Source organism: Gemmobacter sp. LW-1 (assembly GCF_001303875.1).
Classification (GTDB): Bacteria; Pseudomonadota; Alphaproteobacteria; order Rhodobacterales; family Rhodobacteraceae; genus Gemmobacter; species Gemmobacter caeni.
On the sequence record NZ_LJSC01000051.1, the window covers coordinates 95,800 to 110,845 of the forward strand.

Annotated in this window: 7 protein-coding genes and 1 tRNA gene; 4 read left to right on the forward strand and 4 right to left on the reverse strand. The window is 63.3% G+C overall.

The features are described 5' to 3' along the window. Positions 1–26: 26 nt before the first annotated feature. Together AO684_RS14545 and AO684_RS14550 are read right to left on the reverse strand one after the other, a co-directional pair. Complete coding sequence (locus tag AO684_RS14545; protein ID WP_054303456.1) at positions 27–491, reverse strand: disulfide bond formation protein B; 465 nt, start codon at positions 489–491, stop codon at positions 27–29. A 21-nt stretch (positions 492–512) separates the two neighbouring features. Beyond that, positions 513–1,094 (reverse strand): YqaA family protein, encoded by a 582-nt coding sequence (locus AO684_RS14550; RefSeq protein WP_054303457.1) that lies wholly within the window; start codon positions 1,092–1,094, stop codon positions 513–515. A gap of 131 nt (positions 1,095–1,225) precedes the next feature. Here AO684_RS14550 and AO684_RS14555 point away from each other — a divergent pair, with 131 nt between their 5' ends. The 4 genes from AO684_RS14555 to AO684_RS22545 all read left to right on the forward strand — a co-directional run bounded on the left by AO684_RS14555 (position 1,226) and on the right by AO684_RS22545 (position 11,842). Beyond that, positions 1,226–2,074, forward strand: a complete 849-nt coding sequence (locus AO684_RS14555) for a neutral zinc metallopeptidase (RefSeq protein WP_054303458.1) — start codon at positions 1,226–1,228, stop codon at positions 2,072–2,074. A 57-nt stretch (positions 2,075–2,131) separates the two neighbouring features. Further along, positions 2,132–2,215: transfer RNA gene (locus AO684_RS14560), tRNA-Leu, on the forward strand. 877 nt (positions 2,216–3,092) lie between these two features. Further along, the gene (locus AO684_RS14565; RefSeq protein WP_054303459.1) at positions 3,093–5,963 is read left to right on the forward strand and encodes a Hint domain-containing protein; all 2,871 of its coding nucleotides are present in this window, start codon (positions 3,093–3,095) and stop codon (positions 5,961–5,963) included. Positions 5,964–6,406: 443 nt separating this feature from the next. After that, complete coding sequence (locus AO684_RS22545) at positions 6,407–11,842, forward strand: Hint domain-containing protein (RefSeq protein WP_054303460.1); 5,436 nt, start codon at positions 6,407–6,409, stop codon at positions 11,840–11,842. A gap of 10 nt (positions 11,843–11,852) precedes the next feature. On the opposite strand, the gene AO684_RS14575 is transcribed toward AO684_RS22545, so the two are convergent. Beyond that, positions 11,853–12,386 (reverse strand): nucleotidyltransferase family protein, encoded by a 534-nt coding sequence (locus AO684_RS14575; protein WP_054303705.1) that lies wholly within the window; start codon positions 12,384–12,386, stop codon positions 11,853–11,855. A gap of 160 nt (positions 12,387–12,546) precedes the next feature. Then, a complete protein-coding gene (locus tag AO684_RS14580) occupies positions 12,547–14,967 on the reverse strand; it encodes an FAD-dependent oxidoreductase (RefSeq protein ID WP_054303461.1) in 2,421 nt (806 codons plus the stop codon). Between the last annotated feature and the right edge of the window lie 79 nt (positions 14,968–15,046).

Here is a 15,046-nt window from a genome sequence, read left to right on the forward strand (position 1 = left end):
AGGGGGCAGACAGCCCCCTTTCTTCGTCAGCCGCGCCGCGCAGACGCCACCCAGATCAGCGCCAGCACCAGCGAGATGATCACGTTCCAGCCCGCCATGGAAATGCCAAACAGACTCCAGGCAATCGCGTCGCAGCGCACCACCGCACCGACCGCAATATCGGTGTTCAGCAGGTCCGCCCCGCTGAGGCCGGTGATCGAGCCGGAAGAACAACTGGCCAGACCGGCCCACCATTTCTGCTCGACCCCGACATGGAAGATGCCGATGCCCGCAGTGGTCAGTGCCGCCAGCGCGCCCAGCCAGCCCAGAACCCGCGTGCCGAAAGCCACGGCCAGCAGACCGATGACCACCGCCGCGACATGCGGCCAGCGTTGCCACAGGCACAGCGGGCAGGGCGCCATCCCGCCGATATACTGAAAGGCCAGCGCGCCCAGCAGCAGGGCGGCAGAGCCTCCGGCGGCGACAAGCGCCAGAAAGCGGGAATAGGTCATGGCGGTCTCCTTCCGGGGCGGTCAGCCGAGATATTTGACGGCGGCAAAACCGCCGATCAGCAGCGCCAGCGCCAGCGTGAACATAAGCCCAAGCCGCCGCTCGATGAAATCACGGATCGGTGCGCCAAATTTCCACAGCAGGGCCGCGACGATGAAGAACCGCAGCCCCCGCGCCACGATACTGGCGACGATGAACACCGGCAGCGACAGTTGCGTGGTGCCCGACAGGATGGTGATGACCTTGTAGGGAAAGGGCGTCACCCCCGCGATCAGCACAGCCCAGGCGCCCCAGGCATTGTAGCTTTCACTGAATGTCTCGAACTCGGCGGTCATGCCATAGAAGGCCAGCACCGGCTCGCCCACCGTGTCGAACAGGAAAAAGCCGATCCCGTAGCCCGCAAGACCGCCCAGTACCGAGGCCACGGTGGCCACCAGCGCGTAAAGGAAGGCGCGTTGCGGGGCGGCAATGATCATCGGGATCAACAGGATGTCCGGCGGAATCGGAAAGACCGAGCTTTCGATGAAGGCCACGGCTGCCAGCGCCAGCAGGGCATGGCGATGGCCCGCGAGCGCCATGGTCCAGTCATACAGCCGCCTGATCATCGGAACCGCCCCGCCTGTTGTCCGTTGGGGTTCATCACGCCGGAGGGGCGAGGTCAAGCCGCTTGCGATGCGGCGGCATCGGGGTAATCTGCGCCTGAGGGTCGCAGGCGTAACGGGGCAGGGAGTTTCACATGGAATGGAAAGGTCGGCGCGGCAGCCGCAACATCGAGGATCGTCGCGGCATGCGCAGCGCCGGCGGGGCCATGGGCGGTGTCGGCGTGATCGCCGTTCTGCTGATCGGCTATTTCCTTGGCATCGATGTCACCCCGCTGCTGGAGGGCGCAGGCTCGGCGCCGCAGAGCCAGACCACGCAGGCCGATCTCAGCCCCGCTGACAAGGCGGCGGGCGAGTTCGTCTCGGTCACGCTGGCCGATACCGAGGAGGTCTGGGGCCACGTCTTTCCCGAACAGGTGGGCAAGGCATATCGTCCGCCGGTGCTGGTGCTGTTCAAGGGCGTGACGCCTTCGCCCTGCGGCGATGCCAGCGGCGCGACCGGCCCGTTTTACTGCCCGACCGACCGCAAGGTCTATCTGGATACCGATTTCTTCACCACCATGTCGCAGCAACTGGGCGCGGGTGGCGATTTCGCTGCGGCCTATGTGGTGGCGCATGAGGTCGCGCATCATGTGCAGAACGAAATCGGCATCCTGAACCGCGCCAATCAGGTGCGGGCGCAATCCAGCCAGGCTGAAAGCAACGCGATCTCGGTTCGGATCGAGCTTCAGGCCGATTGCCTTTCCGGCATCTGGGCGCGCGAGGCCGATGCGCGGTTCGGCACGCTGGAGGAAGGCGATATCGAGGAGGCGGTGAAGGCCGCCCGGCAGATTGGCGACGACACGCTGCAACGCAATGCGGGGCGCCGCCCGATGCCGCATACCTTCACCCATGGCACCTCTGAACAGCGGTCACGCTGGTTCCTGCGCGGCTATCGCTCGGGCGACATGGGGCAATGCGACACCTTCGCTGCCCGGCAGCTTTGACACAGCACGCGGCCGCGCTTGACAGCCCCGTCGCCGCCCCATAGATCGGTTGGCGATGCGGGTGTGGCGGAATGGTAGACGCGAGGGTCTCAAACACCCTTACCGCAAGGTGTGTGGGTTCGAGTCCCACCGCCCGCACCAATCGGGACCGGCCTGCCGCAACGGCGCCGCGCCCCGGATGACCCGACAGCGAAAGTTCTAGGCCCTCTGACCCGCGCCGCGCGAGGTGGCGAAAATCGCCGCTGCACGGTCGCCCGTCCGGGCGGATTCCCGCACAGGTTTTGCGGCGGGCATACCCCGCTCCGATCCTGCCTTCTTTTTGCCGTGATTCTGCGTGTGATTCGGATTTCGGCTTTTCGGGCCGTCTCCCTAGCCTGTCCTATCCCTGTCAGAGCGCCGGATTGGTTCTTCGGAGTGAACGGAAGGTTAAACATCATGGCAAAACTCTGGTCCTGGTTACCGTAAAGTAAGGCGGAGCCACTGTTTCCGCCGTGGGAACAGTCCTGTGCGGAGCCGACCAGAGGATGCGTCGGGATGTGACGAAAAGTCCCAATAAAGACGCGCATTTTCGTATCCGTGACCGCGCCGGAACTGCGTCCATCACGCGAACAATCCAGCGTCAAATGGGGCAAAAATATGGCGAAGACTGGGCGGTGACGTGTCCGGAATGCGCGCTAAGCGGCGAAAATGTGGAGAATTTACTTTTCGACACGCCGAACAAGAGGTATCCATAAGATGTCTTTCTGGGAAGGACATTGGCCGTGGGGGCGGCCGTAAAGGGTGCGCGTCAGTTGACGCAGGAGTTGTGAAAAGAGCTGCCAGGCTTCGTACAATCATTTTGCTGTGCGCGTATTTTACGCGCCGCTTCGTGATGCCGGATTTCAGGCACTTTTTTTTCTCCGAACTCTGAACGGTTGGCTTCCCGGCACGCCCTCGTGGTTTGTGCCGGTCACATGCCCGCAAGGGTCCATTTGATCGGGCGGGGCCGTACGGGCCGCGCTGAAACGGGGAAAAGACGATGCCGGTTTTCGCGCTCTACAATTTCGAGGATACGGACACCCACGCCCGCGACTCGGCTCTCGACAACGGGGCGCAGGACGGGATTTACCTGAACGGATCCGCTTCTGACGGCACCCGCGCTGTTCTGGACGGTGACAATGATCTGGTGAAGATCTATCCGAACCCGGCCTTCCAGCTGGATCGCGGGACGCTGGAAATCCAGTTTTCCTCGTCGGAAAGCCCGGTTTCGGGCACCCAGACCATCCTGTCGCGCGACAGCGTCGGCGAAACCCCCGGTGGATACAGGGTGGAGCTGCTGGACGATGGCAGCATCGTCATCACGCATGAAACGGATACCAGCTCGACCGTGTTCACCACCGGGCCGGGTTTCTCGGCGCCGGGCGACGAGATCAAGCTGACCTATTCCTGGGATGCGGCCAACGGCGGTCATCTGGATTTGGAAAACTTCACCCAGGGCACCAGCTTTGACGATGCGGTTCCGCCCGGCCTGACCATGGACCAGAGCAGCGAGGGCATTGACCAGCCCTGGATGATCGGCGCGGGACAGGCGCATTCCAACCCCAACATGCTGAACAACATTGATCAGCATTTCGCGGGTTCGGTCGAGTATTTCTCGATCTCCGATACCGTTGACAACCAGTCGCAGGACCCGGTTGCCAATCCCGACACCGCCGAAACCGACGAGGATGTGCCCGTCGATATCGACGTGCTGACCAATGACACCGATCCGCAGGGCCAGACCCTGACGGTGACGACCGGCTCGGCGACGAACGGCACGGTCACGGTCAATCCCGACGGCACGCTGCATTATGTGCCGAACGCCGATTTCAACGGCACGGATACCATCACCTACGAAATCCGCGATCCCGACGGGAATACCGCAACCTCCACCGTGACGGTGACGGTGAACCCGGTGAACGACGCGCCGGATGCGGTGAACGATCACGCCAACACCGATGCGGGTACGCCGGTGGTCATCGCCGTTCTGGCGAATGACACCGATGTCGACAATGATCTGCTGTCGGTGGTTTCGGCAGGAACCTCGCCGGATGGTACGGTGACGGTGAATGCCGATGGCACAATCACCTTCACCCCCAACGCGGGCTTCTCGGGTGATGCGACCTTCGAATACACCATCACCGATCCCGATGGCCTGACCGACACCGCCACGGTGACCGTCACGGTGGCCCCGCCGCCGCGCGACGGCTGGGTCGATGGCACGGCCGGGAATGACCTGATCGACACCAGCTATACCGGCGACCCGGATGGCGACCGCATCGACGCCAATGACGCGATCATTCCGGGCGACGACCCGAATGATGACCGCGTGCGCGCGGGCGAAGGTGATGACACCGTCTATTCCGGCCTTGGCGATGACACGGTCTTTGCCGGAGCGGGCAATGATCTGGTTTATGGCGGGCCGGGCGATGACTCGATCGTGGGCTGGGATGGCGATGACACGATCTATGGCGGCAATGGCCGCGATATCGTGCGCGGCGGCCAGGGCAATGACCTGATCGACACTTCTGCCACCGGCATTCCGCGCCCGGATCTGGGCTATCCGGGGCTTTACCCGGATGACGCCAATCCGTTCAACGACATGGACACCGTCTATGGTGGCGATGGCGATGATACGATCCGGACCGGCGATGATGCCGATCTGATCTACGGCGGTGACGAGAACGACCTGATCGACGGTGGCATCGACGCCGACACGATCTATGGCGGCCGCGACGATGATACCGTTATCGGCGGCGAAGGGTCCGACCTGATCCACCTTGGCCATGGCGATGACCTTGCCTATGGCGGCCTTGATCCGTCCTACCCGGACGAACTGAACATCCCCGATGCGACCGATCTGCGCCCCGACAATGGCATGGACACGATCTATGGCGGTCTGGGCAACGACACCATCTTCGGGATGGACGACAATGATGTCCTCTATGGCGGTGTCGGCAATGACATGCTGGACGGCGGCATTGATCAGGACACCATCTACGGCGACGAGGGCAATGACACGATCCTCGGCGGCGAGGGGGCAGACAGCCTGTCGGGTGGCGATGATCGCGACACCTTCGTCATCGGCTCGGCCAATGACGGGATCGGCGATGTGATCGACGGCGGCGAGGGGGGCGACGATTACGACACGCTCGACCTGCGCAGCGCCGGTCCGCTGGTGGTGCATTATGCCGCCGACAACCCGGAAAACGGCACCGTCGATTTCCTCGATGCCGATGGCAATGTCACCGGGACGATGACCTTCACGAATATCGAGAATGTCATCCCCTGCTTCACCCCGGGCACACTGATCGCGACGCCGCGTGGCGAGGTGCCGGTGGAAGAGCTGAAGGCCGGTGACCGGGTCATCACCCGCGACAACGGCATCCAGCAGATCCGCTGGGTGGGCCAGAAGGGCTTGAACTGGACCGACCTGTCGCTGAACCCGCATCTGAAGCCGATCCTGATCCGCAAGGGCAGCCTCGGCAACGGCCTGCCGGAGCGCGACATGATGGTCAGCCCGAACCACCGTGTTCTGGTGGCCAACGACCGTACCGCGCTTTACTTCGACGAGCACGAGGTTCTGGTGGCCGCCAAGCATCTGGTCGCCGGGCGCGGGGTGCACGAGGTGGACAGCATGGGGACGACCTATATCCACTTCATGTTCGACCGCCACGAGGTCGTTCTGTCGAATGGCGCCTGGACCGAAAGCTTCCAGCCGGGCGACTATACGCTCAACGGCATGGGCAATGCGCAGCGCAACGAGATTTACGAGCTTTTCCCCGAGCTGAAATCCGATGTCGGCCGCGAGGCTTACGGCGCGGCGCGGCGCACGCTGAAAAAGCACGAGGCGCGCCTGCTGGTGAAGTGACCGGCGCGGCCTGCGCATACCTTCAAAAAAGGAGCCCTTCCGGGCTCCTTTTTGCTTTCAGGTCTTGAAAAAAGATACACAGGCAGTTTCCGCAAGGGAAACGAAGATCGCGCGGCAACTTATTGATTTTATTTTTAAATACAGTGTCTTTATTTTGCCGTATTCGGTGCCTCCAAAGGGCACGAAGTCAATAATCTGTCCATCCAGAACCACTATTCAGCCATGATCGGCGCCTAAGCCGATCCTGTACCAGCCTGTCGTCTGCCCGCAGGGGCGGATGGGGGCGGACATGAATTTAGAAATGGATCGGATAATGGGTCACGCAAGCTCCGGATTGCCTTTGTTCCCGAACCGCCCGCCGCTTTGGCGGGGTGCCGGAACATGCCCGCTTGCCGCCGTTTCTTTTCCGCCTTCCCTCCCTCAAACCGTGAACGAGTGACGCCATGCCGGTTGCAACCGAACTTTCGATCAATACCGCCGCAACTGCGGAACAGATGTTCAATGCCATCTTCGGGAATGGCGTCCAGCTTGTCAGCGGTACGGCGACCTACAGCGGGGCGGCGGCTTCCTCGGCGACCTATACCGGGGCGCTGACCACGATTGCGGGGGTTTCGCCCACGGACACCGGGGTGATCCTGTCAACCGGCAATGCGGCGGATTTCACCAACAGCTCGGGGACGACGAACACCAACGTCAATACCAACACCGGCACCGACATGGCCGGCGGTGTGGACGGCGACGCGCAACTCAATGCGGTGTCCGGGGTCAATACCTATGACGGCGCGATCCTTCAGGCCAGCTTCGTGCCTGACGGTGACATGATCACGATGCAGTTCGTGTTCGCCTCGGAGGAATACCCGGAATACATCAACCAGGGCGTCAACGATGCCTTCGGCGTCTGGGTCAACGGGGTTTTCGCCCCGATCAGTGTCTCGACCTCGGGCAATGTGGCCATCGACACGGTGAACTCTGGCTTCAACAAGAACCTTTATCGCGACAATACTGCCGATCAGTATAACACCGAGATGGACGGCCTGACCTATGTGCTGTCGATCAAGGCGCCGGTAAATGCGGGGCAGGTGAACACGATCAAGATCGGCATCGCGGATGGCGGCGACGCGGTCTACGATTCCAACCTGCTCATCATGGGCGACAGCGTGCAGACCTATACGCTGGCCAATGATGATACGGTCAACTTGCTGACCAATTCGTCGCGCAGCTTCGACATTCTGGCGAACGACGAACATCCCTCCGGCTCGAACCTGACCATCACCAAGATCAATGGCCAGAATGTCGTGGCGGGGCAGACGATCACCCTGCCGTCAGGCCAGCAGGTCCGGCTGAACGCGGATGGCACGATCACCATTTTCTCGAACGGGACGACCGGGAATGAACCGTTTTCCTATACCGTTTCCGACGGGTTGGGGAATACCGATGTTGGCTTCGTCACCATCCATACCTCGACCTCGGTGACGAAGGATGGCATCGTTTCGGGCACGTCGGGCAATGACGTGATCGACACGAACTATACCGGCGACCCGGATGGCGACCGGATCGACAACAATGACGGTCTGGGGGTGCAGGGCACGACCGGCAACGCCGACCTTGTCTATGCGGGGGCAGGCAATGATACCGTCACGTCCGGCGAGGGAAATGACATTGTCTATGGCGGCAGTGGCAATGACTCGATCTCCGGCGGCAACGGGTCGGACCGGCTGTATGGCGACGAGGGCGCGGACACGATTTCCGGCGGGGCCGGAAACGATCTGATCCACGGCGACGACGGCAATGACTCGCTGCTGGGCGATGCCGGGAACGACACGTTGTTCGGCGATGCGGGCAATGACACGCTGAATGGCGGCCTTGGCAATGACAGCCTGTCCGGCGGGGCCGGGGATGACCGCTTCTACCTGACAAATGGTGGCACTGGCGAGTCAGACACCGTAGTGGGCGGCGAAACCGGCGAAACGGCGGGCGACGCGCTGGACGGCAGCCTTATCTCCACCGGCATCAACGTGACCTTCTCGGGCAACGAGAATGGCACCGCAACCTATACCGGCGGCTCCACCACCTTCTCGGAGATCGAGAACGTCTATGGGGGCAGCGGCAACGACACGATCAACGCCGCCTCCAGCACGACCGGGCACCTGCTCGACGGCGGGGCGGGCAATGACAGCATCACCGGCGGCTCAGGGGCCGAAAGCCTTTATGGCGGCACCGGCAATGACACGATCACCGGCGGCGGCGGCGCGGATGTGCAAAGCGGTGGCGCGGGGGATGACAAGTTCGTCCTCTCGGGCAGCTATGGCAATGACACGATCCTCGGCGGCGAGACCTCTGAAACCACGGGCGACAGCATCGACGCCTCGGCGCTGACCACCAATGTGACGCTGACCTTCACGGGGGCCGAAGCGGGCACGCTGTCCTCAACCGGCGGTACCGCCGGGTTTGGCGAGATTGAAAGCATCACGCTCGGATCAGGCAACGATACCGTCTACGGCGGCGTCGGCAATGACAGCGTGGCGACCGGGGCGGGGAATGATTCAATCCTTGCCGGGGCGGGGAATGACACGATTGATGCAGGGTCCGGCAACGACTCTGTCAGCGGCGGCGACGGCAATGACTCGCTGATCGCGGGGGCGGGAAATGATACGGTCGATGGTGGCACCGGCAACGATACCCTGGACGGCGGCGCGGGGAATGATGTGCTTTATGGCGGGGCGGGCAATGACCTGCTGACCGGCGGCGCGGATGCCGATACGATCTGGGGTGGCGCGGGCGACACGATCATCGGCGGCGAAACCGGCAATGACAATGACGTGCTGGTGGTCGAGGCGGGTTCGACCATCACCTATGCGGGCGGCGACAACGAATCCGGCACTATCGCGCTGGCCTCGGGCGGTACGCTGACCTTCAGCCAGATCGAGCAGATCGTCTTTGCCGGGCCGGTGGACGGCACGGCCGGGAACGATGTGATGAATCCCGGCTATACCGATGTGAACGGCGATCAGATCGACGGGACCGACGGGCTGAACGATACGATCTATGGCTATGGCGGGGATGACCAGATCGCTGCGGGCCTGGGCAATGATACGGTTTATGGCGGCACCGGCAACGATACGGTTGTGGGCGGCGCGGGCAATGACAGCGTGCTGGGCGAAACCGGCAATGACGTCCTGGCCGGGGGCGACGGCAATGACACGCTGGATGGGGGCGACGGCAATGACAGCCTGGCCGGTGACGCCGGGGATGATCTGGTCTATGGCGGCGCGGGCAATGATACACTCACGGCAGGGCTGACCACCGGGGGCACCGGCAACGACACGCTTTATGGCGGCACCGGCAATGACGTGTTCACCATTGCGGGCGATGCGGGCACCGTGACGGCAGTGGGCGGCGAGAATCCCGGTGATCTGGACCGGCTTGAGCTGACGGCAGCCGGATCGGGCGTCAACGTCAACTTCAGCGGGACGGAATCGGGCAGCTTCACCTTCGGCAGCGGTGCTTCGGGCACCTTTTCCGAGATGGAGCAACTGGTCACCACTGAGCTGAACGACAACGTCAATGCCTCGGCCGCGACCGGCAATACCCAGATCTTCACCGGGGGCGGCGCCGATTTCGTCACGGGCGGCACCGGCAATGACTACATCGACGCCGGAAGCGGCAATGACGAGGTATTTGCCGGGGCGGGCCATGATTCCATCATCGGTGGCACCGGCAATGACAACCTCTATGGCGGTGACGGCAACGACACCGTTCTGGGCGGCGACGGCAATGACTACATGCAGGGCGATGCGGGCAATGACTCGCTCGATGCCGGCGACGGGGATGACTTCCTGCGCGGCGACGCCGGGAATGATGTGGTCTATGGCGGCGCGGGGAACGATTCTGTCTATGGCGGGGCCGATGACGACTCGGTCTTTGGCGGCGCTGGCGACGATCACGTCTTTGGCGGCTATGGCACCGACACCGTCTTTGGTGGCGCGGGCAACGACAGCGTTACCGGCTCGGGTGGCGATGACATCGTTCATGGCGATGAAGGCGACGACCTGCTGCAAGGCTCGGACGGCAATGACACGATCTACGGCGGCACCGGCAACGATACGATGCTGGGCGAGGAGGACGCCGACGTCTTCTATGGCGGCGCAGGCGACTATGTCGATGGTGGCGAGGCAGTCACCACCGGCACCGACAATGATACGCTTCATGTCACGAACATCGACCATATCGTCTGGGATCTGCTGAACCCTGAAAACGGCGTGGTGCATTACGCCTCGGGTGAAACGCTCCAGTTCTTCAACATCGAAAATCTGTTCGTGGATGGCGCACAGGTTTTCCCGCCCGATTTCATCGTCGAGGGCACCTCGGGCAATGATCTGATCGACGGGTCTTACACGGGCGACCCTGAAGGCGATATGATCGACGCCAATGACAACCAGTTCGGCAATGCCGACGACGTGGTCAAGGCGGGCGCTGGCGACGATACCGTGCGCGCAGGCGATGGCGCGGATCAGGTTTATGGCGAGGCCGGGAATGACCTGCTGGAAGGCGGCGCGGGCAATGACACGGTCTATGGCGGCGAGGGGGACGATGCCCTTTATGGTGAGGGCGGTTCGGATTCGCTGCTGGGCGACGCCGGAGAGGATACACTGGTCGGCGGTCTGGGCGATGACACACTGGCGGGCGGCGCCGACAATGACGTGTTGCAGGGCGACGAGGGCAATGACGTCCTTGATGGCGGCACGGGCGACGACTCGCTGACCGGCGGCAGCGGCACCGACAGCCTGTCTGGTGGCGGTGGCAGCGATACGCTTTACGGTGGCAGCGAGGCCGATACGCTGGATGGCGGCGACGGCAATGACCGGCTGTTCGGTGGGCTGGACAATGACCTGCTGACCGGCGGTATCGGCAATGACATGCTGTCCGGCGATGCGGGCGACGATCAGCTTTACGGCGGCGCGGGTAATGACATGCTCAGCGGCGGCGCGGGCAATGATCTGCTCGACGGTGGCGCCGGGGATGACAACATCCAGCTTAACGGCGGAGCCGATACCGTTGCCGGTGGCGATGACCGCGATACGATCACCCTTGGCGCCGGGGCCGGGATCGGCGCGGTGGTCGATGGCGGGAACGGCGGCGATGATTTCGACATCCTTGACCTCAGCGCCTGGGGCAAGGACCTGACGAACATCATCTACGACAGTGCCAATCCCGAAAATGGCACCGTCCAGTTCCTTGATACCGACGGCAATGTCATCGGGACTATGACCTTCACCGATATCGAGAAGGTCATACCCTGTTTCACGCCGGGCAGCCTTATCGTGACAGAGCGGGGCGAGGTTCCGGTGGAACAGCTTGAGGAAGGTGATCTGGTTCTCACCCGCGACAACGGCTATCAGCCGGTCCGCTGGATCGGGCGCCGCGATCTCTCGGGGGCCGAATTGCAGGCCCATCCCAATTTCGCGCCGGTGCGCATCGCGCGCGGTGCGCTGGGGGGGGAACTGCCGCTGCGCGACATGATGGTCAGCCCGCAGCACCGCATCCTGTTTACCGGCCACCGGGCGGAGATGCTGTTCGGCGAGCATGAGGTTCTGGTGGCGGCGACCCACCTGACCGGCCTGTCCGGTGTCACGCGGGCGATGCCACAGCAGGTCAGCTATATTCACCTGATGTTCGACCGGCACGAAATCGTGCGGGCCGATGGTGCCTGGAGCGAGAGCTTCCAGCCCGGCGATATGACGCTGGCGGGCATGGATGATGCACAGCGCAATGAACTTCTGGCGCTGTTCCCCGAACTGGCAGCCGGGCAGTATCGCCCGTTCCTGTCGGCCCGGCGCAGCCTGCGGGCGCATGAGGCGCGGGTCTTGCTGATGGCCTGAGGGGGGTGGGCTAACGCCCCTGCCGCCAGAGCGCCCAGTCCTCGGGCGTGTCCAGATCGGTCAGCGCTGCCCGGCCGGGCAGCGGAACCAGCCGCAGGCGCCCGCGATGGGCGGCGATAACCGCACGCGCGCCTTCGTCGCCATTCAGCCGGGCCAGTTCCGGCAGCAGATCCGCCGGAAAGATCACCGGATGACCGGGGGTGTCGCCACTGGCTCCGCGCAGGATTGCCTCCGGCCCAGCGGATTGCGCGGCCTGCATCTGCCGCAGCGCTTCCCGGTCCAGTTCCGGCATATCGGCGGGCAGGATCATCACCGGGCCGTCCAGCCCGGCAATGCCTGCACGCAGCGAGGCCGACATGCCGCTGGCGGCGTCACGGGCAATCACGATCCCGACCGCCAGACCCTTTAGCACCGCCTGCCGCTCTGGCCGGTCTGCTGGCAGCACCACGCGCACCGGCCCGCCCGCGCGGATCGCGGCCTCTGCGAGGCGGCGCAGCAGGGGCTGCCCCTCCACCACTTCCAGCAGCTTGTCGCCGCCACGCATCCGGCTGGACGCGCCAGCGGCAAGGATCACGGTCGTCAGCAACACTCCGCCCTCCCTGACACAAACCCCCGGCCGGGACCGGGGGCAGATTTCCTGCTGAAGAAATTTGCAGAAGCTTTCGACGGATTTTGCGCCCGCCTGTCAAGCTGCGCGTGGTGTGTCAGCCGCGCATCCGTGCGCCATCCCCATCCCACAGCGGTGCCAGATGTACTGTTGCGGTGCGGCGTTCGCCCAGAATTTCGATCTCACAGACGAGCCCGTCCTGCACCTTGTCGGCGGGGAGGAAGCCCATGGCGACCGATTTCCCGGTCCAGTGGCTGAACCCGCCCGAGGTGCAGAACCCCACCACCGCGCCTTCCAGCCAGATTGGCTCCCATGCCACCACATCGGCATCCGCTGCATCGACGATGAAGCTGACCAGACGGCGCTTCGGTCCGGTTTCCTTTTCGGCCAGCGCGGCGGCTTTGCCGATGAACTCCTTGTTCCAGCGCATGAAACGGTCAAGCCCGGTTTCGGCGGGGGTATAATCGGGGCTGAACTCGCGGCCCCAGCTTCCGAACCATTTGTCCAGCCGCAGCGACATCATTGCCCGCATGCCAAAGGGCCGCAGCCCCAGATCCTGCCCGGCGGACCAGAGCGTATGCCAGAGGCGCCGCACCGACATATGGTCGGTATAGATTTCGAACCCCAGATCAGCGGTGTAGCTGACGCGCTGCACGATGCAATTGGCCATCCCGATGGTCATGCGCTTCACATCCATGAAGCGGAAGGCTTCGGCACTGACATCGGCTCGGGTGACACGGGCCAGCAACTCGCGCGCCTTCGGCCCGGCGATCTGAAAACCCGAGCGCGCGTCCGAGATATTCTCGACCGTCACGCCCTCTTCCAGATGCTGTTCGAACCAGCGGCCGTGCCAGCCCTGCGCGCCATAGCTGGCGGTCAGTTGGAATTCGGTTTCTGACAGGCAGGAGACGGTGAAATCGCCGATGATCTTGCCGCTTTCCGCCAGCATCGGCGTCAGCGACAGCCGCCCCGGTTTCGGGATCGCGCCCGCCATGATCCGGTCGAGCCAGGCGCGCGCCTTCGGCCCCTTCACCAGATATTTGCCGAAGTTCTGCACCTCGTTGATGCCGACGCCCTCGCGCACCGCCAGCACCTCCTGACGCGTCGCTTCCCAGGCGTTCGAGCGTTTGAAGGTCGGCGTTTCCAGCCGCGGCTCGCCAGGCAGCGCGTGATAGTTCACCACTTCCAGCCCGTATTGCTGGCCCCAGACGGCATTCATACCGTCGAAAATGTCATACATCGGCGTGGTGCGGAAGGGCCGGGCAGCGGGGCGTTCCTCGTTCGGATAGGACACGTTGAAGCGCATCTGATAGTTTTCGATGACCTTCGGCACGGTATAGCCCGGCGAAGTCCAGTTGCCGAAGCGTGCCACGTCGAAGCCACGCGGGTCGCGCTCGACCTCGCCCTCGATCATCCATTGCGCCAGTGCGAGGCCCATGCCGCCGCCCTGGCTGAAGCCTGCCATCACCGCGCAGGCGGACCAGTAGTTACGCAACCCCGGCACCGGCCCGATCAGCGGGTTGCCATCGGGGGCGAAGGTGAAGGGGCCATGGATGACCCGCTTCACGCCCGAGCGTTCCAGCACCGGGAAGCGGCGATAGGCGAAGGCGACGCTGTCCTCGATCTTGTCCCATTGCTCGTTCAGGAGTTCATGGCCGAAATTCCACGGTGTGCCGTCAACGCTCCACGGCTCACACGGCTTTTCATAGAAGCCGATGCACAGACCGCGCCCTTCCTGCCGCAGATAGCTTTCGCCGCCGGGGTCCATCACATGCGGAAATTCGCGGCCCGATTTCAGGATGTCCATGATTTCGGGAATGTCGTCGGTGACGAGGTATTGGTGCGCCATCGGCAAGAGCGGCAGGTAGACGCCCGCCATCGCGCCGATCTCGCGCGCCCAGAGGCCGCCGGCATTCACCACATGTTCCGCGATGATCGTGCCCTTTTCGGTGACGACCTCCCATGACCCATCGGGGCGCGGGTTGGTTTCCAGCACGCGGTTGTGCAGAACGATCTCGGCCCCGCCCATCCGTGCGGCCTTGGCATAGGCATGGGTGGTGCCCGACGGGTCCAGATGGCCATCCAGAGGATCGTAGAGCGCGCCGATGATGCCTTCGAGGTTCACCATCCCGTCGGTGAATTTCTCGATCTCGGCCGGGCCGAGGATTTCGGTATCCAGCCCCATGTAGCGGTGCTTGGCGCGTTCGGCTTTCAATTGTTCAAACCGCGCCGCATTGTCGGCCAGCGTGATGCCGCCGACATGGTGCAGACCGCAGGACATGCCGGTGATTTCTTCCAGTTCTTTATACAGGCGGATCGTATAGCCCTGCAGCGCCGCCATATTGGTGTCGCCGTTCAGCGTGTGAAAGCCGCCCGCCGCATGCCAGGTGGAGCCCGAGGTCAGCTCCGACCGTTCCACCAGCATGACATCGGACCAGCCGAGCTTTGTCAGGTGGTAAAGGACCGAACAGCCGACGACGCCGCCGCCGATGACCAGAACGCGGGTATGGGTTTTCATGGAGGGACTCCCTGCGGGTTTGCGCCAGAATGGCCGGGGCAGGGCAAAGGGTCATGCGGTTTTGCGACGCGAATGTGTC